General features: G+C 70.2%; 22 protein-coding genes. 7 read left to right on the top strand and 15 right to left on the bottom strand.

Annotated features, from left to right (window positions below; all coding sequences use genetic code 11):
* Positions 1-299: 299 nt before the first annotated feature.
* From truB to MFF40_RS07935, 9 genes are all read right to left on the bottom strand, one after another.
* Positions 300-1,328: a tRNA pseudouridine(55) synthase TruB gene (gene truB / locus MFF40_RS07975; RefSeq protein WP_238260115.1), complete on the bottom strand. Its 1,029-nt coding sequence runs from the start codon at positions 1,326-1,328 to the stop codon at positions 300-302.
* Between the two features lie 54 nt (positions 1,329-1,382).
* Entirely contained in the window at positions 1,383-1,826 is a 444-nt protein-coding gene (rbfA, locus tag MFF40_RS07970; RefSeq protein ID WP_147856170.1) for a 30S ribosome-binding factor RbfA, read from the bottom strand.
* Between the two features lie 136 nt (positions 1,827-1,962).
* A complete protein-coding gene (gene infB / locus MFF40_RS07965) occupies positions 1,963-4,917 on the bottom strand; it encodes a translation initiation factor IF-2 (RefSeq protein ID WP_238260114.1) in 2,955 nt (984 codons plus the stop codon).
* Between the two features lie 79 nt (positions 4,918-4,996).
* Positions 4,997-5,737: an RNA-binding protein gene (locus tag MFF40_RS07960; protein ID WP_378996410.1), complete on the bottom strand. Its 741-nt coding sequence runs from the start codon at positions 5,735-5,737 to the stop codon at positions 4,997-4,999.
* A 24-nt stretch (positions 5,738-5,761) separates the two neighbouring features.
* On the bottom strand, positions 5,762-7,384 hold the full coding sequence (gene nusA / locus MFF40_RS07955) for a transcription termination factor NusA (protein WP_147899518.1): 1,623 nt from the start codon (positions 7,382-7,384) through the stop codon (positions 5,762-5,764).
* Positions 7,385-7,459: 75 nt separating this feature from the next.
* Positions 7,460-8,272 carry a ribosome maturation factor RimP gene (gene rimP / locus MFF40_RS07950; protein WP_147899517.1) on the bottom strand — a complete coding sequence of 271 codons (813 nt, stop codon included), beginning with the start codon at positions 8,270-8,272 and terminating at the stop codon, positions 7,460-7,462.
* 417 nt (positions 8,273-8,689) lie between these two features.
* Entirely contained in the window at positions 8,690-9,172 is a 483-nt protein-coding gene (locus MFF40_RS07945) for a hypothetical protein (protein ID WP_238260113.1), read from the bottom strand.
* A 150-nt stretch (positions 9,173-9,322) separates the two neighbouring features.
* Positions 9,323-9,616 carry a type II toxin-antitoxin system RelB/DinJ family antitoxin gene (locus MFF40_RS07940; RefSeq protein WP_147856848.1) on the bottom strand — a complete coding sequence of 98 codons (294 nt, stop codon included), beginning with the start codon at positions 9,614-9,616 and terminating at the stop codon, positions 9,323-9,325.
* Positions 9,617-9,698: 82 nt separating this feature from the next.
* Positions 9,699-10,709 (bottom strand): aldo/keto reductase, encoded by a 1,011-nt coding sequence (locus tag MFF40_RS07935; protein ID WP_147899543.1) that lies wholly within the window; start codon positions 10,707-10,709, stop codon positions 9,699-9,701.
* 197 nt (positions 10,710-10,906) lie between these two features.
* On the opposite strand from MFF40_RS07935, the gene msrQ reads away from it, so the two are divergent.
* The 3 genes from msrQ to MFF40_RS07920 all read left to right on the top strand — a co-directional run bounded on the left by msrQ (position 10,907) and on the right by MFF40_RS07920 (position 12,791).
* A complete protein-coding gene (gene msrQ / locus MFF40_RS07930) occupies positions 10,907-11,854 on the top strand; it encodes a protein-methionine-sulfoxide reductase heme-binding subunit MsrQ (protein ID WP_147899544.1) in 948 nt (315 codons plus the stop codon).
* 52 nt (positions 11,855-11,906) lie between these two features.
* Complete coding sequence (locus MFF40_RS07925; protein WP_187278261.1) at positions 11,907-12,299, top strand: hypothetical protein; 393 nt, start codon at positions 11,907-11,909, stop codon at positions 12,297-12,299.
* A 129-nt stretch (positions 12,300-12,428) separates the two neighbouring features.
* Positions 12,429-12,791, top strand: a complete 363-nt coding sequence (locus tag MFF40_RS07920) for a hypothetical protein (protein ID WP_238260112.1) — start codon at positions 12,429-12,431, stop codon at positions 12,789-12,791.
* Positions 12,792-12,802: 11 nt separating this feature from the next.
* On the opposite strand, the gene MFF40_RS07915 is transcribed toward MFF40_RS07920, so the two are convergent.
* The gene (locus MFF40_RS07915; RefSeq protein ID WP_007569379.1) at positions 12,803-12,979 is read right to left on the bottom strand and encodes a hypothetical protein; all 177 of its coding nucleotides are present in this window, start codon (positions 12,977-12,979) and stop codon (positions 12,803-12,805) included.
* 149 nt (positions 12,980-13,128) lie between these two features.
* Positions 13,129-13,524: a DUF4174 domain-containing protein gene (locus tag MFF40_RS07910; RefSeq protein WP_238260111.1), complete on the bottom strand. Its 396-nt coding sequence runs from the start codon at positions 13,522-13,524 to the stop codon at positions 13,129-13,131.
* Between the two features lie 108 nt (positions 13,525-13,632).
* Here MFF40_RS07910 and curA point away from each other — a divergent pair, with 108 nt between their 5' ends.
* Both curA and ssb read left to right on the top strand, forming a co-directional pair.
* Positions 13,633-14,649: an NADPH-dependent curcumin/dihydrocurcumin reductase gene (gene curA, locus MFF40_RS07905; protein WP_238260109.1), complete on the top strand. Its 1,017-nt coding sequence runs from the start codon at positions 13,633-13,635 to the stop codon at positions 14,647-14,649.
* A gap of 168 nt (positions 14,650-14,817) precedes the next feature.
* Positions 14,818-15,390, top strand: a complete 573-nt coding sequence (ssb, locus tag MFF40_RS07900) for a single-stranded DNA-binding protein (protein WP_238260107.1) — start codon at positions 14,818-14,820, stop codon at positions 15,388-15,390.
* A gap of 427 nt (positions 15,391-15,817) precedes the next feature.
* On the opposite strand, the gene MFF40_RS07895 is transcribed toward ssb, so the two are convergent.
* Positions 15,818-15,982 (bottom strand): hypothetical protein, encoded by a 165-nt coding sequence (locus MFF40_RS07895; RefSeq protein ID WP_238260105.1) that lies wholly within the window; start codon positions 15,980-15,982, stop codon positions 15,818-15,820.
* Positions 15,983-16,246: 264 nt separating this feature from the next.
* Here MFF40_RS07895 and MFF40_RS07890 point away from each other — a divergent pair, with 264 nt between their 5' ends.
* Complete coding sequence (locus MFF40_RS07890) at positions 16,247-16,549, top strand: hypothetical protein (protein ID WP_147899340.1); 303 nt, start codon at positions 16,247-16,249, stop codon at positions 16,547-16,549.
* A 72-nt stretch (positions 16,550-16,621) separates the two neighbouring features.
* Positions 16,622-17,113 carry a cache domain-containing protein gene (locus MFF40_RS07885; RefSeq protein WP_238260104.1) on the top strand — a complete coding sequence of 164 codons (492 nt, stop codon included), beginning with the start codon at positions 16,622-16,624 and terminating at the stop codon, positions 17,111-17,113.
* Between the two features lie 10 nt (positions 17,114-17,123).
* Here MFF40_RS07885 and MFF40_RS07880 read toward each other — a convergent pair whose 3' ends face one another.
* From MFF40_RS07880 to MFF40_RS07870, 3 genes are all read right to left on the bottom strand, one after another.
* Entirely contained in the window at positions 17,124-18,002 is an 879-nt protein-coding gene (locus MFF40_RS07880) for an SDR family oxidoreductase (RefSeq protein WP_238260103.1), read from the bottom strand.
* A gap of 347 nt (positions 18,003-18,349) precedes the next feature.
* Positions 18,350-19,159, bottom strand: coding sequence for an exodeoxyribonuclease III (gene xth / locus MFF40_RS07875; protein WP_147899343.1), 810 nt, complete (start codon positions 19,157-19,159; stop codon positions 18,350-18,352).
* 263 nt (positions 19,160-19,422) lie between these two features.
* Entirely contained in the window at positions 19,423-20,340 is a 918-nt protein-coding gene (locus tag MFF40_RS07870; RefSeq protein WP_238260102.1) for an outer-membrane lipoprotein carrier protein LolA, read from the bottom strand.
* Between the last annotated feature and the right edge of the window lie 54 nt (positions 20,341-20,394).

Genomic DNA, 20,394 nt, shown 5'->3' with positions numbered 1-20,394 from the left:
AGCTTGCGAAAGCCGCCACGCGCCCCCTCTCCCGTGCGGGAGAGGGTTGGGGTGAGGGACCAGGTCTTTCCGGAAAACGCGCATCCCTCACCCTGTCCCTCTCCCGCACGGGAGAGGGGACCCGCGCCACATCCGGGGATGTGTGAATCCGATAGCCTCTGCGGGGGAGGGAGACGCGCTCGAGTCCGGCCTTTGCTCCCAGCCGGCACCGATGTGTGACCGTCGTACCCCCTAGGAGAGGGGACCCACGCGTCATCCTGGGAGAGGTGACCATCTAAGCGTCGGCGCAGGGCGTCGGCTCAGGCGTTGCGCCCCGAGGCCGTGCCGCCGAGGTGAAAGACCCGGTGCGGCACCAGTTCGCCGCGCTCGACGTCGCCCACCGCGACCAGGATGCCGCCGCAAGTCGCGAAGGCCTTGCCCTCGACCGGCGCGTCCCGGCCACGCAGGATCACCGACTGGCCGCGCATCAGGCGCAGGCCCAAGTCGCGCGAGACCGTCACCTCGGGGATCGCGTCCAGCGCGGTCTCCACCGGCCGCAGATGCGCGAGCGCGGCTTCCGGGCCGCCCTCGGTCAGGCCGGCGGCGGCGCAGGATTCGGCTTCCGAGAACGGCCCGACCCGGGTGCGGCGCAGGGCCGAGACGTGGCCGTAGCAGCCGAGCATGCGGCCGAGGTCGCGCGCCAGGGCGCGGACATAGGTGCCCTTGCCGCACTCGGCCTCGATCACGGTGCGCTCGCCGTCATGCTCGACCACCGCGAGGCGGTCGATCTGCACCGGCCGGGCCACCAGCTCCACGACCTCGCCCTCGCGGGCCAAGTCGTAGGCGCGCTCGCCCTGGATCTTGATCGCGGAATAGCGCGGCGGCACCTGCTCGATCGCCCCCACGAAGGTCGGCAAGGCCGCCTCGACGGCGGCGCGCTCCGGGCGGGCCTCGCTGGTCTCCACGGCCCGGCCCTCGGCGTCGTCGGTGTCGGTCTCGACACCCCACTGCACGGTGAACCGGTAGGCCTTGCGGCCGTCCATGACGAAGGGAACGGTCTTGGTCGCCTCACCGAGCGCGATCGGCAGGATACCCGACGCCAGCGGATCGAGGGTCCCGGCATGGCCGGCCTTCTTGGCGTTGAAGGCGCGCTTCACCACCGCGACGGCGTGGGTCGAGGTCATGCCGACGGGCTTGTCGAGGATGACCCAGCCCGACACGTCCCGGCGCTTGGGCCGGTCGGGGCGCGGCCCGCGCTGCGGACGGCGCTCCTCCGGGCCCCGGCGCTCGGCGCCGGGAGCCGATACCGCGCGCTCGGCCGGCGGATGATCTTCGATGGAAACGGTCATGGCCTCGTGTCCCCCGGGGTCGTTGCCCCGTTCCTGTCCGTGTGCCGATGGGGATCAATGCCCCCGACCGGTCTCCGGTTCGTCGTCCTCATGCCCGTCGCCGTCCCGCTCCGGGACGAGGTCGCGCTGCACCCGCTCGTCGCGGAGCAGCTTGTCGATGCGGGCCGCCTCGTCGAAGGTCTCGTCGCGGAGGAAGCGCAGCTCGGGCGCGAATTTCAGGTTCACCCGGCGCGCCACCTCCTGGCGCAGCACCTTGCGGTGGCGGTCCAGGGCGGCGATCACCGGCGCCTCGTCCATGCCCCCCAGGGGCATCACGTAGGCGGTGGCGAGCTTCAGGTCCGGCGACATCCGCACCTCCGGCACGGTCACGACATGCGTGTTGAGCACCGGATCCTGGATGTCGCCGCGCTGGAGCACCTCCGCGAGGGCGTGGCGCACGAGTTCGGCCACGCGCTGCTGGCGCTGCGAGGGGCCGGTGGAGGTTGGTTTCTGGGCCATTCTGTCTCGGGCCGGCGGCGCGGGGCGGCCGGTTCACGTCCAAGCGGAGAGAGGTGCAGGAAAGACGCGATGCACCCAAAAGAAAAGACGGCCGCGGCTGACGCCGCGACCGCCCTGTCCGGACGAGTCCGGGCTCTCAGAGCGTGCGGCGGATCTCTTCGACCCGGTAGCACTCGATGACATCGCCTGCGCGCATGTTCTCGAAGTTCTCGAAGGCCATGCCGCACTCCTGCCCGGAGGTGACTTCCTTCGCGTCGTCCTTGAACCGCTTCAGGGTCTTGAGCTTGCCCTCGTGGATGACGACGCTGTCGCGGATGAGGCGGACATGCGCGCCGCGCTCCACGATGCCGTCCTGCACGCGGCAACCCGCGACCTTGCCGACCTTCGAGACCTCGAAGACCTCCTGGATGGTCGCCTCGCCGAGGCGCTCCTCCCGCAGGGTGGGCGGCAGCATCCCCGACAGCGTGGCTTTGATGTCGTCCACGAGGTCGTAGATGATGTTGTAGTAGCGGATATCGATCCCGGCCCGCTCGGCGGCCTCGCGGGCCTCCTTGAGGGCGCGCACGTTGAAGCCGATCACGACCGCCTTCGACGCCTGCGCCAGGGTGATGTCCGACTCGGTGATGCCGCCGACGCCCGACAGCAGGATGCGGGCCGCGACCTCGCCGTTGCCGAGCTTCTCCAGGGCGCCCGAGATCGCCTCGACCGAACCCTGCACGTCGCCCTTGATGACGACCGGCAGCTCCTTGCGGCCGGCGCCTTCCTTGAGGTCGCGCATCATGTCGACCAGCGAGCGGTTGGCACCGCCGGTGCGGGCGTTCTGCCGCTCGCGCTTCTGGCGGGCGCGGTACTCGGTGACCTCGCGGGCCCGGGCCTCGCTCGGCACCACGGTCACGCGGTCGCCGGCATCGGGGGTGCCGTTGAAGCCGAGGACCTCCACGGGCACCGAAGGGCCGGCGTACTGCACGTTCTCGCCGAGGTCGTCGACCAGGGCGCGCACGCGGCCCCACTCGGCGCCGGCCACGACGATGTCGCCGGTGAACAGGGTGCCACGCTGGACCAGCACGGTCGCCACCGGGCCGCGGCCGCGGTCGAGCTGGGCCTCGATGACCGTACCCTCGCCGTCGCGCTTCTCGTTGGCGCGCAGGTTCATGATCTCGGCCTGGATCTGGATGCCCTCCAGCAGCTCCGGCAGACCGTCGCCGGTCTTGGCCGAAACCTCGAACTCCAAGGTCTCGCCGCCCATCGACTCGACCTGGATGTCGTGCTGCAGCAGCTCCGTGCGGACCCGCTGGGGGTTCGCGTCCGGCTTGTCGATCTTGTTGACCGCGATGATCATCGGGACGCCCGCCGCCTTGGCGTGCTGGATCGCCTCGATGGTCTGCGGCATCACGCCGTCGTCGGCCGCCACCACGACCACCACGATGTCGGTGACCTTGGCGCCGCGGGCGCGCATCGACGTGAACGCCGCGTGGCCCGGGGTGTCGATGAAGGTGATCATCTCGCCGGACGGCGAGGCGACCTGATAGGCGCCGATGTGCTGGGTGATGCCGCCGGCCTCGCCCTCCACCACGTTCGCCTTGCGGATCGCGTCGAGCAGCGAGGTCTTGCCGTGATCGACGTGGCCCATGATGGTGACCACCGGCGGACGGGGATCGAGATCCTCCTCCAGATCCGGCTCGTCGGAGGACAAGCCCTCTTCCACGTCGGACTCGGCGACGCGGCGCACGGTGTGGCCGAGTTCCTCGGCGATGAGCTGGGCGGTGTCCGAATCGATCACGTCGGTGATCTTGTGGATCTCGCCCTGCTTCATCAGCAGGCGGATCACGTCCACGGCCCGCTCCGACATGCGGTTGGCGAGTTCCTGGATGGTGATCGTCTCGGGGATCGTCACCTCGCGGGACAGCTTCTCCTTCTGCTCGACCTGGCCGCGGCCGCTCATGCGCTGCTGGCGGCGGCGGAACGAGGCGACCGAGCGGGTGCGCTCGTCCTCGCCGGACGTCGCCGTCGCGATGGTCAGGCGGCCGCGGTTGCGGTCACCACCCGGCGACTTCGGCGTCTTCGGGGGCGCGATGATCTTGAGCGGCATGCCGGGACGGCGGATGACCCGCTTGGTCTCCGACTCGTCCTCGTTGGTCTGGGCACCGCGGCCGGCGGGACGCGCCGCGGCGGTGGCGCCGGCGGGACGGGCGGCCGTGGTCGGCGTCGCGCTCTTCTCGGGCTCGGGCGCCGGAGCCGGCCGCGCCATGAAGTTGAGGTCGCGGGGCTTGCGCGAATCCGCCGTGATGGTCTTGCGCGGCTCGCCGGTGGCGGGACGGGCGGTCAGCGGCGGACGCGCCGCCGGGGCGGACGGCGCCGAGGCGGCCGGACGCGCGGGGGCGGCCGCCGGACGGGCGCCCTCGGGCTGACGGCCTGAAACGGTGGTCGGACGCGCCGGCATCGGACGCGTCGCCCCGGCCGGACGGGCGGGGGCCGCGGCCGGAGCGGCAGGCGCAGCCGCAGTGGGAGCGGCAGCAGCGGGGGCATCCGGCGCGGCGGCCGGAGCCTCTGCGGCGGCAGCGGCGTTCGCGGCGGCGGCGGCCTTGGCGGCCTCCTCGGCGGCGCGGGCGGCCTCGGCGGCGGCGGCCTTGCGGGCCTCCTCCTCACGACGGCGGGCCTCGGCCTCCTCGCGCTCGCGGCGGGCCTGCTCCTCGGCTTCCTTGCGGCGCGCCTCGGCTTCGGCCTCGACCTTCTGGCGGGCTTCGGCCTCGCGGCGCTTCGCGTCGGCCAGGGCGGCGGCGCGGGCCGCGCTCTCCTGCTCGCTCAGCGTGCGCAGCACCACGCCCGATGCCGAGCGCTGGGCCGGGCGCGGCGGCGGCGTGGTGGTGGCGGCCGGAGCCGGGCGGGGGGCGGGCGCAGGCTCACGGGCAGGGGCGGCCGGCGCCGCGCCGATGACGCCACGGCGCTTGACCGTCTCGACCACGACCTGCTTGGAGCGGCCATGGGAGAAGCTCTGCCGTACGGTACCCGCCTCGATCGGCCGCTTGAGGGAGAGCGGCTTCGGAGAAGTCCTGTTCAGAGTCTTGTCGCCCGGGTTGTTCGTGTCGCTCATTCAGCCTGAACCCTGAGGGTTTCCATCGTCCCGTGAACCGACGCCCGGTGGCGCCAGCCAAATTCGTCCTGGTGCGTCGTCAACGTGAGGCTTCGTCGATCCGGCCGATTCGGGCTGGACCGGGCTCCTCGGTCGCCGCGGCGGCGCCCTCGAAGGAGCGTAGCCGACGCCAACGCGACAGGCAGCCGGCAGCTCCGGCTCCTGCGACGAGCGCAGCGTGTATCACATGATCCCGACCTAAGGCCATGTCCAATTCATCTTCGGACAGGTCGTCGATGATCGGTATCCTTGACATGGCCTCGCCGTGCCGTCGGTACAAGGCCGCGGCGATCTTGCGCCGGCCGTCCGGACTGGCTTCCGCGGCGTGGATCAGCGCCACCGCGCCGGGCTGGCCGCCGATCGCCGCCTCGACCTTCGAGAAGCCCGCGACCACGCAGCCCGCCTTGTTGGCCAAGGCGATCGCCTGCCGCAGATCCTCGCGCAGGCCTGTGACGATCCGGTCGGGCAGGTCGGGGCCGGCCTGGGCCGGTCCCTTGAACGCCCGCGCGAACAGGTTCTTGCGGACCGCCGTCGCGACGGCATCCCGCTTCGCGCTGATCCAGGCGCCGCGCCCGGGGAGCTTGGCCCGCAGGTCCGGCACCACGGCGCCATCCGGGCCGCGCACGAACCGGATCATCGCCTCGGGCGGCTGGACGACGCGCGTGACGATGCAGGTCCGCTGCGGCACGCGCCGGCCGCCGGGGCCGCTGTCGAGCCCCCCGGCTTCCAGTTCGTCCTGCAGCTGCCCCCCGTCGGGCAGCATCTCGCCGACCTCGGCCATGCGTGCGTCCGCCGCGACCTGGGCTCAGGCCTCGGCCGGGGTGGCGGCCTCTTCGCCCTCGACGGTCTCCGCGCCCTCCTCGGCCTCCGGCTCGGGCAGCGCCTCGATCCAGCCGGCCTTCAGGCGGGCGGCCATGATCAGGCCCTCGGCCTCGGTGCGGGACAGCTCGAAGCCGTCGAGATAGCCGGCGTGGCGCACGGCGTCCGGGCCGCGGCCCTCGGTGTAGCCGACGAGGTCGTCGGTGGCGCAGCCGGCCAGGTCCTCGACGGTCTTCACGTCGTTCTCGCCGAGCGCGACCATCATGGGCGTGGTGATGCCCTCGATCTCGCGCAGCTCGTCGGCGACACCGAGTTCGGTGCGGCGGGTATCGTGCTCCTGCTCGATCCGGGCGAGGTGATCCTGGGCGCGGGCCTGGATCTCGGCGCCGGTCTCGTCGTCGAGCCCCTGGATGCCGGACAGCTCCTGGATGTCGACGTAGGCGATCTCCTCGACGTTGCGGAAGCCTTCGGCCGCCAGCAGCTGGCCGACGGTCTCGTCGACGTCCAGCGCCTCCATGAACACCTGGGTCCGCTCGGCGAACTCCTTCTGGCGCCGCTCGGATTCCTCGGCCTCGGTCAGGATGTCGATGTCCCAGCCGGTGAGCTGGGAGGCGAGCCGCACGTTCTGGCCGCGGCGGCCGATGGCCAGCGACAGCTGGTCGTCCGGCACCACCACCTCGATGCGGTCGGCCTCCTCGTCGAGCACGACCTTCACGACCTCGGCCGGCTGGAGCGCGTTGACGATGAACGTCGCCTCGTCCTCGGACCACGGGATGATGTCGATCTTTTCGCCCTGGAGCTCACCCACGACAGCCTGGACGCGCGAGCCGCGCATGCCCACGCAGGCGCCGACCGGATCGATGCTCCCATCGCGGGAGATCACGGCGATCTTGGCGCGGGAGCCCGGATCGCGGGCCACGGCCTTCACCTCGACGATGCCGTCGTAGATCTCGGGCACTTCCTGGCCGAACAGCTTGGCCATGAACTGCGGGTGCGAGCGCGACAGGAAGATCTGCGGCCCGCGCACTTCCGAGCGCACGTCGAACAGGTAGGAGCGGATCCGGTCGCCCGGCCGGAAGGTCTCGCGGGGGATCATCTCGTCCCGGCGGACGATGCCCTCGCCCCGGCCCAGGTCGACGATGACGTTGCCGTACTCGACCCGCTTGACGATGCCGTTGAGGATCTCGCCGATCCGGTCCTTGTACTCGTCGAACTGGCGGGCGCGCTCGGCGTCGCGCACCTTCTGGACGATGACCTGCTTGGCCGACTGCGCGGCGACGCGGCCGAAATCGAACGGCGGCAGGGTGTCGGAGATCACGTCGCCCACGAGCGCGCCGGGATTGTAGCGGCGGGCCTGGTCCAGGGTGATCTCGCGGGCGTCGTTCTCGACTTGATCGACCACCAGGAGGTGCCGCGACAGGCGCAGCGCCCCGGTCTTGTTGTCGATCTCGGCGTGCACGTCCGTCTCCGCGCCGTAGCGCGAGCGGGCCGCCTTGGCGATCGCCTCCTCCATCGCGTCGATCACGATGGAGCGATCGATCACCTTCTCGCGGGCGACCGCGTCGGCGATCTGGAGGAGTTCGAGCCTGTTGGCGCTGACGACGGCCATCGGTGTCGGTCCTTCTCTTCCGTCAAGTCCTGGTGCCGGGCGCCCGATGGCGGCCGGCCCAAACCTCAATTCACGTCAATGCAGGTCGTCGCGGCCCTTCAGCCGGGACGCCTTGGACACGACCGGCTTCTTGGGACCGGTGCGCGGCGGTTTCTTGTCTTTCGCGGCCTTCGGGGCCGGCTTGCCGCCGACCTTGGCGGCCTTGACGGCCTTGGCCTTCGGACCCTGCGGCCGGGGCGCCGGCCGGGCCGGGACCGCCGGCGCGTCGTCCGCGTCCTCGTCCTCCGCCGCGTCGTCCTCATCCAGCGCGTCCGCGTCGTCGGCGGGCGGCCCGCCGCGGCGCAGGGATTCGCGGATCAGTTCGTCGGTGAGGACGAGATGCGCCTCGGCGAGATCCCGCAGCGGCAGGTCGACCCGGCTCGGCAGGCCTTCCTTCACGTCGGGCAGGTCGATCGGGACGGTCAGCGCCTCCGGGTCCGGAGCGCCGAGGATCCCGCGGAACCGCTTGCGGCCGTCGAGGGGCGGGCTCAGCTCGACCTTGACCTCGTAGCCGACCCAGCGGGCGAAGTCCGAGACCCGCACCAGAGGCCGGTCGATCCCCGGGGAGGAGATCTCCAGGTTGTAGGCGGCGCCCACCGGATCGTCGACGTCGAGGACCGGCGAGATCGCGCGGCTGACCGCCTCGCAATCGTCGATCGAGAAGGTGCCGTCCGGCCGCTCCGCCATGATCTGGACGGTGCAGCCGTTGGTGTTGGTGACCTTGACCCGGACCAGCCGGAACCCGAGGCCCTGGACCGGCCCCTCGATCACCTGCACCACGCGCGCGGCGACGCCGGTCTCTCGGACCAGGCGCTTCTCGGACAGATCCGCTTCGATCTCGGACGACATGGATATCAGCGCGCAACCCTTGCGGCGTCCTGGGTGGCACATCCCGGCCTGCGGCCTCGCGCGTCCAAACCCGACGCGGCGAAAAAAAAGAGCGGACCCGGTGGGGCCCACTCCCGAACCGCAGCCTTTCGACTGCCATCAGAACTGTTGAACGATAGATAGCCGCGGTCGGTCGTGAGCGCAAGGTGGATCGATGATCGGTCGCGTCTCACATTTGAAATTTCTCGCCTGAGTTGGCGTGACATCTCACGGCCTCGCCATTGTCACCCCCGCCGCAAGCAAAGCAATAAATATAAATATCAAAAGAGCGCATGCGATTGCGTATCGCGCAGCCATCGTGCCAACGCCAATGAAACCTAAAATTCCACCAGACATATAATCGATTACGGCCGTATTACGTAGGAAATTTGGCGCAATTTATTTTTCAAGTATCTCCGGCAGCCGTCTCATTTCTTGTATAATAGTTTTAGTAGCTTCAGTACGTTTGATTAATTCTTTGTGCTGGTCTTCCGTCAGCGCCTGACCGGTCAAATTAGGAGTGAAATTGATTACATCATAACAAGTATTTACAATATTATTTAAATACAATCGGATTTCTGAATTGAATAGGAAACGCCCGTCATCGATTGTTCGTCGGAGTTCCTGCATTTTATGCAGATCTGGAACCTCGCCAGATCGCGTACTTACAACGAGCCTCATCAAAGATCGAGTTGCTTTTAGCACAGCCATCCGATCACCAAATGTATCAATTTTAAGTTTATCAAGCGCTATTTGAGCCTGCATATAAGCAGTTTGCCACTGTTTCGCCGCGAATAAACCTGTTATGCTTGTAGCCGCCACAGCAGCGCAAATGGTTGCGACGGGCCCAGCAAAATCTTTTACCACGTCATAGGCGCTCATCGCCGAAATCCACTTTCCTATGTGGCCCACATCCACCCGGCGGGGGCGTAACAGGTTTCGCGAGCGCAGCGATTTAACAATGTTCCATAACTGGATTTGATTGTTTTCGCAGCTGCCAGCGCGGACGGGGTCGTTGCCGACGGCCTATCGTCAGTCGGCGTCAAGGACGGCGAGGAGGTTCGACGGATCGCCGACATGGATCACATCGCCGGCGAGGTTCGCGCGCAAAGCCGCGATGGTCTCGTCGTTCGGGACGAGCGGATCGAAGGGCAGCCGCCCTTCGGCGACGACCCGTTCAAGCATCAGGCGGAACGCGTCGGACAACGAGAGTCCGACCGCGCCGAGAACAGCTTCGGCCTCTAGCTTGACGCCCGGATCAACCTGCGCCCGGACCGACTTGGCCCTCGGCACAGATTTGACCTTTTCTTTCGCGTGAGCGGCCATCGTCGCCGATCCTCTTGCCAACCCGGACTTCAACACGGTGCGGACGGCTCACAATGCATAGGCCGGCGCAGAATTTGGCTACTCAAACGCCCCGCGGCACCCGCCCCTCAAGCGGATAGGCCGGATCGTTGTAGCCCGGGGTGGTCGGGTGCCCGGCGGCCACGAAGCCGTCCACCAGCGCCTCGTCCTCCGGGGTGAAGGCGTAGTCGAGGGCGCCGAGATATTCCTGCCACTGCGCCTCGGTGCGCGGCCCGGCGATGACGCCGGTGATCAGGCGGTTGTTCAGCACCCAGGCGGTGGCGAACTGCCCGGCCGTGATGCCGCGGGCCTCGGCGTGCTCCTTCAGGGTGCGGGCGATGCGCAGGGATTCCGGGCGCCACTCGGTCTGCATCATCCGGGTGTCCTGGCGGCCGGCGCGGGATTCGGCCGGCGGCGGGGCGTCCGGATCGTACTTGCCGGTCAGCACGCCCCGGGCGAGGGGCGAGTACGGGACGACGCCGAGCCCGTAATGGGCGCAGGCCGGCAGGTGCTCGGTCTCGGGCATCCGGTTGAAGGCGTTGTAATAGGGCTGGCTCACCACCGGCCGGTCGATGCCGGCCTCGTCGCAGAGCCGGCAGATCTCGGCGACCCGCCAGGAGCGATGGTTCGAGACGCCGAAATGGCGGATCTTGCCCGCCCGCACGAGGTCGGCCATCGCCCGTACGGTCTCGGCCAGCGGCGTATCGTGGTCCTCCTTGTGGAGGTAGTAGATGTCGATGAATTCGGTGCCGAGCCGGCGCAGGCTGTCCTCGGCGGCCTTCAGCACGTGGACGCGCGAGAGGCCGCGGTCGTTGACGCCCTGGCCGGTCGGGTTGGCGACCTTGGTGGCCAGGATCCAGGCGGCGCGGTCGCCCTTGATCGCCCGGCCGGTGATCTCCTCCGAGCGGCCCTCGGTGTAGACGTCGGCCGTGTCGATGAAATTGACGCCCGCCTCCCGGGCGCTCCCGACGATGCGGCCGGCGGTAGCCTCGTCGGTGGGCCCGCCGAACATCATCGTGCCGAGGCAGATCGGCGAGACCTTGAGGCCGGAGCGGCCGAGATTGCGGTTCTGCATGGGATCCATCCGGTGTCCGTCCGCCAGCAATCTCGGCGCTTGGGCGGCGAGGTCAACCGTGCCGGCGTAACACCGGGGACATCCGCGGCGAACCGACCCGCGCGGGGAGCGATCCCCACGGGCACCGGTTTCGCTCTCCGAGAGCCTGGCCCGAGCGCCCCGTCGTTTCCGATGTCAGAAGGCCAAGTCCGAAAGCAATGATCGACCGCCTGGCTGTTCCCCTCGGCATCCCCCTCCCCTGGCTCGACCGGGCCGGACGCCTCTCGTGGCTGAAGCTCGCGGTGTTCCTGGCCTGCATCGCGCCGGCCCTGTACCTGGCGGGGGCCTACCGGCTCGACGCGCTGGGCGCCAAGCCGATCACCGCGCTGATCCACGCCACCGGCGAGTGGGCGGTGCGCTTCCTGCTGTTCTCGCTGGCGATCTCGCCGCTGCGCCGGATCGCCGACTGGGCGAAGGTGCTGGTGGTCCGGCGCATGCTCGGCGTCACCGTGATGGCCTACGCGGTGGCGCACCTCACCCTCTATGCGGTCGACCAGAACCTGATCCTGACCAAGGTCGTCACCGAGATCGCCCTGCGGCTCTACCTGACGATCGGCTTCGTGGCGCTGATCGGCCTGATCGCCCTGGGGCTGACCTCCACGGACGCGGCGATCCGCACCCTCGGGCCGAACTGGCACCGGCTGCACCGGCTCGTCTACACGATCGCGGTTCTGGCGCTCGTCCACTATTTCCTGCAGTCGAAGATCGACGTCAGCGACCCGGTCTTCTCCGCCGGGCTGTTCCTGCTGCTCATGGGCTGGCGGGCGATGCGGCGGTTCAAGCTGCCGGAGCGGCCGTGGTCGCTGCTGCTGCTGGCGATCCTCGGCGGCCTCGCCACCGCGGGGCTCGAGGCGGCCTGGTACGGGCTCGCCAGCGGCGTCCCGGCCAGCCTCGTGCTGGCGGCCAACCTGGATTTCTCCGGCCCGCTCCGGCCGGCCTGGTGGGTCGTGGCGACCGGCCTGCTGATGCCCGCGATCGCGCTCCTGCGCGGCGGGCGCACCGCCGGCAAAGCCGCCAAACCGGGGGCCGGCCGGGACCGCGTGGCCGCGCCGCGCGGGACGGGCACCGGTGCGGGTGCCGCGCGACCCTTGTCGCCGTCCGCCTGATGCCGCAGAACCCGCGGCCGGCGGATCTCGCCGCAGCGGAGTGACCTGGGCTATGCGCGGCACGCTTCTCCTCATCGCGGGTCTGCTCGCCCCGGCCGTCGCCCTGGCGGCGCCCGCCAAGCCCGCACCCGCCAAGCCGACTCCGGACAAGGCAGCGCCGGCCGTCGCCGCCGCCCCGGCGGTCACCGCCTGCAAGCCCCCGGAGGCGCCGCCGGCGGCTCTGCGCCCGACCAAGCCCGTGCTCCCCGAGAAGCCGGCCTGCCTCGACGCCAAGGGCGGCTGCCCCGGCTGGGAGGCCTACAGCTTCAACGACGCAGTGAAGGCCTACAACCTGCAAGCGCAGGCGTTCCGGCCGATCGCCGAGGCCTACGCGCAGAAGCTCAACGCCTACGTGAAGGCGAGCGCGGATTACGCGCAGTGCGAGATCAACGCGATGCAGAACTGACGCGCGCTGCGGAACGGAGCCGGCTGAACGGCGGCCAACGGGGGGCGCGGCGGGGGTTCAGCCGGCGCGGCGCAGTCTCCGGCATCGAGGGCCGCGATCCCCGCCGCCCGTCCCTGCCGAGGCCGAACAGTGCCCCTCCGTCATGTCTTTGGGCGCGCCGGGTTCTGCGCCCTGCTGCTCGCCACCGCCCCGGCGCTGGCCGCCGACTTCGACGGCCCGCCGCCCCCGCACGGCTATGGCGGCCCGGGGGACGGCTACGAGCGCGACCGGCGGCCCCCGCCCCCGCCGCCGGAACCGGAGTTCCGCAGGCCCCGCTTCTCGGCGGCACCGCCCGAGGCGTGCCGGGAGTTCGTCCGGCGCCGGTTCGATCCGGACGGGGCGCCGGTGGTCCGCCGGGTCCGGGTCTGCGACGAGCCCGCCTTCGACCGCGGCCCGCCCCCGCCCCCGCCGGAGGACGTTCCGCCCCGCCGCTGGGGCGGACCCCGCTGGTAGGGCGACCCGGATCAGATCCGGGCCGGGGCCTTCTTGAGGGCGGCCGCGAAGGCCTTGAGCTGGCGGTTCAGATCCGCCAGCTCGTTCAGCGCGATGGTCTTGTGACCGTCGCGGACCGCGCGCTCGATGTCCTCGACCTGGAGGCTGACGACGCGGCGGATGGCAGTGGCGACTTGTTCTCGGGTCATCGATGCGAGGGTCTCGTTCGCGCGTCCTGGGGGGCCACAACGGACGGCCGGACCACGGCCGCCGACACCGCCCGGTGATAGGCCGGTAGGCTTAACCGTTGGTGTCCGGAGGCCCCGCCATCCCCGGAAACCGGGTCCGCCGCAGCCCGTCAGCGGCCTCGGATCTCGCCCCGCCGCATCGGCATCGCGTCGATCGTGGCGAACAGTTTTTGGGGCGGGATCGGCGCCGCCTCCGTGAGCTTGGCGCCACCGTCCTTGCCGACCAGGACCGCACGGAACTCGCCCGCCGGCAGGGACAGGTGCGCGCGCAAGGCCCGGGCCGCGGCGCCGTCCCCGACCACCTCCAGCACCACGAGGTCGCGCTCGGCCGCCCCGCCCCGCATCGGGCCGAGCGCCGCCCGCTGCGCCCGCAGGTCCGGGTCGTCCGGATCGGGGGCCGACAGCACCAGCACCCGGGAGCGCCAGCGATAGGCGTCGAGCGGTCCGGCCATCGTGGCTCCTGCCGTCAGGGCGGCCAGTCCGAGGCCGATCAGGGTCGCGCGCATCGTGCCTCCTGGCCCGCCGATCCCGGTCAACGCGCGGGGCGCCCCATTGGCCGCCGCCGCCTCGCGCCCCAGATCGGGGGTCGCAGGCAGAACACCCGGGAGTCTTTCATGAACGCCGTGAACCGCCGCATCGTCCTGGCGTCGCGCCCGCACGGGGAGCCTAAGCCCGAAAACTTTCGCCTGGAGGAGGGGCCGGTGCCGGAGATCGGGCCGGGCCAGATCCTGCTGCGCACCCGCTGGCTGTCGCTCGACCCGTATATGCGCGGCCGGATGAGCGACGCGAAATCCTACGCGACCCCGGTGCAGATCGGCGAGCCGATCACCGCCGAGGTGGTCGGCGAGGTCGTCGCGTCGAAGCATCCGGATATCCCGGTCGGGGAGCTGCGAACGGCCTTCGCGGGCTGGCAGGAATTTTTTGCGAGCGACGGCAAGGGCACCCGCCGGGTCGATCCGGACGCCGCCCCGCCCTCGACGGCGGTCGGCGTGCTCGGGATGCCGGGTATGACCGCGTATACCGGCCTGCTCAATATCGGGCAGCCGAAGCCCGGGGAGACCGTGGTGGTGGCCGCCGCCGCCGGGCCGGTGGGGTCGCTGGTCGGGCAGATCGCCAGGCTGAAGGGCGCCCGGGCGGTGGGGATCGCGGGCGGGCCGGACAAGTGCCGCTACCTCACGGAGGAGTTCGGCTTCGACGCGGCGGTGGACCATCGCGGATCCGACCTGCCCGGGGCGCTGGCCGAGGCCTGCCCCAAGGGCATCGACGTGTATTTCGAGAATGTCGGCGGCGCGGTCTTTTCCGCCGTGATGCCGCTGCTCAATCCGTTCGCCCGGATCCCGGTCTGCGGCCTGGTCTCGGCCTACAACGCCACCGAGGCGCCCCCCGGCCCGGACCGGCTCCCCGGCCTGATGCGCTCCGTCCTGACCAACCGCCTGCACATCCAGGGCTTCATCGTCTGGGATTTCGCCGACCAGGCCGAGATCTTCCGGCAGGAGGTCGGGGCGTGGATCCGGGAGGGCAAGGTCCGCTACCGGGAGGACGTGGTCGAGGGCCTGGAGAACGCGCCCGAGGCGTTCATCGGCCTGCTGAAGGGCCGGAATTTCGGCAAGCTGGTTGTGCATATCCCTTAAGCGGATCTTGCCGATTCGGTGGAACAGAGATAGAACAAACATCGTCGGCGAGTTGCGGATTACGGGCACAATCCGCGACCGCAGGTTGCCGCTCCGACGGCCCGGGCGCATGAGTCCCCGGCCGCCGGGTGATGAGCCCAGTGAGATCCGTACGGTGAGGAGAGAGCGATGGCGGGCAGCGTCAACAAGGTGATTCTGGTGGGCAACCTCGGGCGCGACCCGGAGATGCGCCGCCTGGGCTCGGGCGACCCGGTCTGCAACCTGCGGCTGGCGACGTCCGAGTCGTGGAAGGACAAGGCCTCCGGCGAGCGCAAGGAGAAGACCGAGTGGCACTCGGTCGTGATCTACAACGACAACCTCGCCCGGGTGGCCGAGCAGTACCTGCGCAAGGGCTCGAAGGTCTACATCGAGGGCCAGCTCCAGACCCGGAAGTGGACCGACAATTCCGGCGTCGAGAAGTATACCACCGAGGTGGTGCTCCAGCGCTTCCGCGGTGAGATGACGATCCTCGACGGCCGCAGCGGCGGTGGCGGCGGCGACTTCGCGGGCGAGGACGAGGGCGGCGGCCAGATCAGCCGCGGCGGCGAGTCCGGCGGCGGCCGGGGCGGCGAACGCGGCGGTGATTTCGGCGGCGGCCGCGCCCAGGGCGGCGGCGGCGGACGTCCGGCCCCGGCTTCGTCCGGCGGCGGTGGCGGCGGGGCCCGCGGTGGCTACGACCTGGACGACGATATCCCGTTCTAGGGTCTTTCGGGATCTCTCAGACCCGCCGCTCACCGCGGCGGGTTTTTTTCTGAGTGATTGCGTAGTCTGCAAACCGGCGCACGGTTGCTTGCTCTGGATTGCATCAGGTTTTCCACACGCCCCCGAACCGTCCAGTATCACCGTCGCACTCAAGGTCGCCAACGGCGTGCCCGAAACGTTCGGGTTGGGTCATGCCGTCGTCAGCCGAGTCCGCCTCGCTGCGACTGATGCACCCCCATGTCGTCATCGCGAGCGGAGCGAAGAAACCCAGGGAAACGCCACGTCCGGAGATCGCGCGCCGCACTGGCTTGCTTCGTTGCGCTCGCGATGACGGTGGGCGGCCGACTGACGTCGATCTACGCCGCTCCCCGTATCGGCGTGCCGTCCGTCACCGGCGCCGCGGCCCCTGCCCTCCCGGGAGTTTCCGTCACAGCGCCACGCCGGCGGTCCCGCCGACCGTCAGGACGACCGGGCGCGGGCCGGCATCGGGGTCGCCCCCATCCTCCAGCCAGGACAGCTCCTGCCGGAAGGCCCGCCCGGGCGGCGCGCGCTTCGCAGCGTGATGAATTCCATCGACCGCAGCATGCGACATGGATCTACTGTCGGCCACATGGTATATCCGTCCGACTCAGCGCGGTTCGGCGGCGTCCGCACTATCTGTCTCGCCTGAATATTGAATATCGGCCCGACGATCGATCGCGAAATTGACGACACCGGGATTAAACCCGGGTCCGGACAGGTCCTCGCTCTCGGAGAGGCACCTGCGACGCGAAGGGAACCGCACGGGGAGACCCGTCGATGCCCGATGTCTAAGCCTGCCAGCGTCGATATCTCCATCGTATCCGGGAGCCGGAAGATGTCAGATCTCTGTGCGATCGAAGATTTCATCACCGAGGCCGAACACCACATCCGACAGGCGGAAGCACTGCTGGCGGACCTCGAAGCGATGCGGTCGAGCGAGGCCCGGCGCCTGCGGGCCTGCATGTATCTCACCGCGCTGCAGCGGCTGAAGCGCATGATCGAGACCCACCATCCCGCGGAGGCGGCGGACGATGCCCCGCTTCCGGCCGCCATCCTGCCCGGGCCGAAGCGGCTGCGCTGGTGGCCCGTGCCGCGGATGGCGATCGAGACCGGTTTCTTCCGGCGCCGCGCCGGCTGATGCTCCGGTGATCGACGCCCCCGAACGGGACCGCGATCACCGGACCGAAGGGGGACCGTCAAGGGGGCGACCATGCCCAAGCGAGCGCTGATCGTCAGCCTGCCGATCCTGGTCCTGTTCGTGGTCCTGCCGGTGGGGCGGGTGGCCGGGCGGGATCAGCGCGGCCCGGTCCACCAGGCGGCGGAGATCGAGGGCCTGGTCAACAGGGCCGCCGAGTTGATCGAGAGCGAGGGCCGCACCGCCTTCCCGGCGTTCCGGCGCAGGAACAGCCCCTGGCGCTACGGCGACGTCTACCTGTTCGTCGTCGACATGCACGGGACCGTGCTGTTCAACGCCGCCCATCCGAACCGCGAGGGCCGCGACCTGCTCCAGGAGCACGACGCGGCCGGCAAGCAGTTCCACAAGGACTTCATCGGGATCGTGCGGGAATCCGGGTCCGGCTGGGTCGACTACATGTTCCCGCGGCCCAGGCGCAGCACGCCCGAGGTGAAGTGGAGCTACGTCTGCGCCACGACGGTCGAGGACGTCCCGGCGCTGGTGGGCGCGGGCGTCTACGTCGAGTAAGGCCCCGCCCTCACAGCATCGGGATGCCGCCGGTCACCGGCACGAGGGCGCCCGACATGAAGCTGCCCTCGCACGAGGCGAGCAGCACGTAGGCGCCGGCGAGTTCCGCGGGCTGGCCGGCGCGGCCCAGCGGGGTCTGGGCGCCGAGCTCTTCCAGCTCCTCGGGGCTCTTCACGATCGGCTGGATCGGGGTCCAGACCGGGCCGGGCGCCACGCAATTCACCCGGATGCCCTTGGGCGCGAGCAGGTTCGACAGGCCGATGGTCAGGCTGGCGATGGCGCCCTTGGTGGCGGCGTAGATCAGCATGTTCGCGCCCGCGACCTTGGCCTGGACGCTGGTCGAGTTCACGATCGCGCCGCCCGGCTTCATGTGCGGCACCGCGGCCTGGGCGAGGTAGTACATCGCGAAGACGTTGGCCCGGAACGAGCCCTCGATGTCGGCGGCGTTCAGGTCGTCGAGACCCGCGTTCACCACCTGGGCGGCGGCGTTGTTGACCAGCACGTCGAGCCGCCCGAACGCGGCCATCGTGCGGTCCACCAGCGCCCGGCACTGGGCCTCGTCGCGGATGTCGCCCGGCAGGAGCAGGCAGCGGCGGCCGGCCTTCTCGACCCAGGCTTTGGTGTCCTCCGCGTCCGACTGCTCGACCTCCAGGTAGGAGATCGCCACGTCGGCGCCCTCGCGGGCATACGCGATCGCCACCGCCCGGCCGATGCCGGAATCGCCGCCCGTGATCAGCGCGACCTGCCCGGTGAGCAAGCCCTTGCCGACGTAGCTCTCCTCGCCGTGGTCGGGACGCGGCGTCATCTTCGAGGTGAGGCCGGGCCGCTCCTGCTGCTGGTCGCCGGGAAAGGGCGGCCGGGGACCGGCCTCGCGGGGATCGTCGGTCATCGGGCGCGGTTTCCTGCAGGACGGGGCATCTGGGGCGCGCTTCGACCGGTCGTATCAGGCTGGCGAACCACGCGGCGCCATCGGGGGCGCACGCGAAAAAGCCGCCTCGCTCCGCGATCCGGGCCGGACGCGGAGACAGGGCGGTGAGCCGCGACGTGGCGGGCGGTCGAGCGGGGCGTCAGAACGCCCGGTCGCGGGCGGCGTGCGGGCCGCCGTAGCGGCGGCGCAGGAAGGACACGACCTTCGGAAGCAGAAGGGCGATCAGGATCTTACGCATCGGGCGGTCTCGCATCGCGGGTTCGTGATCCGGCAATGCGCGGTGGTCACCGCGGTTCCGTGACGCGCCGTCACAGCGCCAGGGTCAGGGTCACCGGGGCGTGGTCCGAGGGCCGCTCCCAGCCGCGGGCGTCGCGCAGGACCTCCACCGCGCGGACCGTGCCGGCCAGCTCCGGCGAGACCCAGGCATGGTCCAGGCGCCGGCCCTTGTTGGCCGCCGACCAGTCCGGCGAGCGGTAGCTCCACCAAGTGTAGATCTTCTCCGGCTCCGGGGTGAGGTGGCGGGCCGCATCGATCCAGCCGGCCTCGCCGCGCAGCAGCTCCAGGGCCTCGGTCTCCACTGGGGTGTGGCTCACCACGTCGAGGAGCTGCTTGTGCGACCAGACGTCGTGCTCCAGCGGCGCGACGTTGAGGTCGCCGACCAGGATCGCCGGGCCGGCGACGCGCTGGCCGCCCCAGGCGCGCAGCTCACCCAGGAAATCGAGCTTGTGGGCGAACTTCGGATTCAGCGCGCGGTCGGGCACGTCGCCGCCCGCCGGGACGTAGAAATCGTGCAGCACGATGCCGGCCGCGGCCCCCGCCTCGGGCCCGAGCACCGCCGAGATGTGCCGGGCGTCCTGCTTCTCGCAAAAACCCATCACGCCGCGGGTGTGCAGGGGGAAGCGGGACAGGATCGCGACGCCGTTATAGCCCTTCTGGCCGGCGAACATGACGTGCTCGTAGCCGGAGCCGCGCAGGGCTTTGAGCGGGAACGCGTCGTCCGGGCACTTGGTCTCCTGGAGGCAGAGCACGTCCGGCTTGTGCTCGGCCAGGAAGCGCAGGACCAGGTCGATGCGCAGCCGCACCGAGTTGATGTTCCAGGTGGTGACGGACAGGCGCACGGGCGGGGTCTCGGGTTGCGTCTCGGGCTTGGGGAGGTGAGATAAGCCGCCTTGTCGTTCCGGGGCGCCGGAGGCGAGCCCGGAATCCAGATCCTCTGACGGTGCGGGTGCTTGCGTCGTCGGCGGTCATGGATCCCGGGCTCCGCTGCGCGGCCCCGGGATGACGCGGTGGATGTTTCAGCGATCGGGCAAACCTCGATCCCTTGGCGAATGGGATCCTCGTGAAATGTTGCTCAGCGGAGCATGCCGCATCGCCCCGAAAATCAGTTGGGCTGCTGCGATTGCTGGATCTGCTGCTGCATCGCCTTATCCTCGGCGCGCCCGTAATTGATGAAGAACAGGCCGGCGTCGACGGTCTTGGGCCGCTGCAGGTTCGAGAGCTGCACCGTGGTGATGTAGCCCTGCGGGTCGGTGATCCGCCACTGCGACAGGGTCTTCATCTCGGCATCGAAGAACAGCTGGATCTTCGAGGTGCCGCCGAGCGTCGCCCGGTCCTCCAGGCTGATGCGCACGCCGCCCGGATCGTTGGCGACGTCGGTGACCGAGAGGTCGCGGGCGAGGTCGATTTTTTCACGCAGCAAAAACTTCAGCGGCGTCTGGGCGATGAAGTAGAGGTCCTGGGTGGCGAGCTTGCGGTCGCGCACCGCCACGGAGGTGCCGTCGGCCACCACCTCCAGCGGCGAGGGCTGGTCGTAGTCGAAGCGCAGGCGGCCGGGCTTGGCCAGCGTCAGCTTGCCGCCGATCCGGCGCCCGTCCGCGCCGATCTGCATGAAGCTGCCCGTCAGGGTGTTCATGGCGTTGAAGTAGGCGTTGGCCTGGGCCAGCACGGTGGCGGCGTCCGCCGGCTCGGACGGGGCGAGCGCCGTGGGCGCGCCCACGGCGGCGACCTTGGGCTCGGCGGCCCTGTGGTCCGCCTTGTCGGAATTCTTGGTGCCGGCCTTGGGGCTGCCGGCCTTCGGCGCCTCCTTGGCCGCGGACTCCTTGGCGGGCTTGGCCGCCGGCTTCCGGGGCGCGGGCGCCGGCGCCGCCGGGGCGGCCTCGGGGGCGGGGGCGGGCTCTTCCTTGCGGCCGAACAGGCTGTCGATGAACGCGCCGACCTGCGCCTGCGCCGGGGCGGCGGGGGCGAGCCACAGCCCGGCGGCGATCAGGGAGCCGGCTGTGCGGGTGCGGCGGCCGATCATCGGCAGAACCTCCTGGGCGCCCCAAGCGGGCGATCCGGCAGAAACGGGATTGGA

The organism is Methylobacterium mesophilicum, assembly GCF_022179445.1.
GTDB lineage: Bacteria > Pseudomonadota > Alphaproteobacteria > Rhizobiales > Beijerinckiaceae > Methylobacterium > Methylobacterium mesophilicum.
This window is presented reverse-complemented; position numbering and strand designations above follow the sequence as displayed.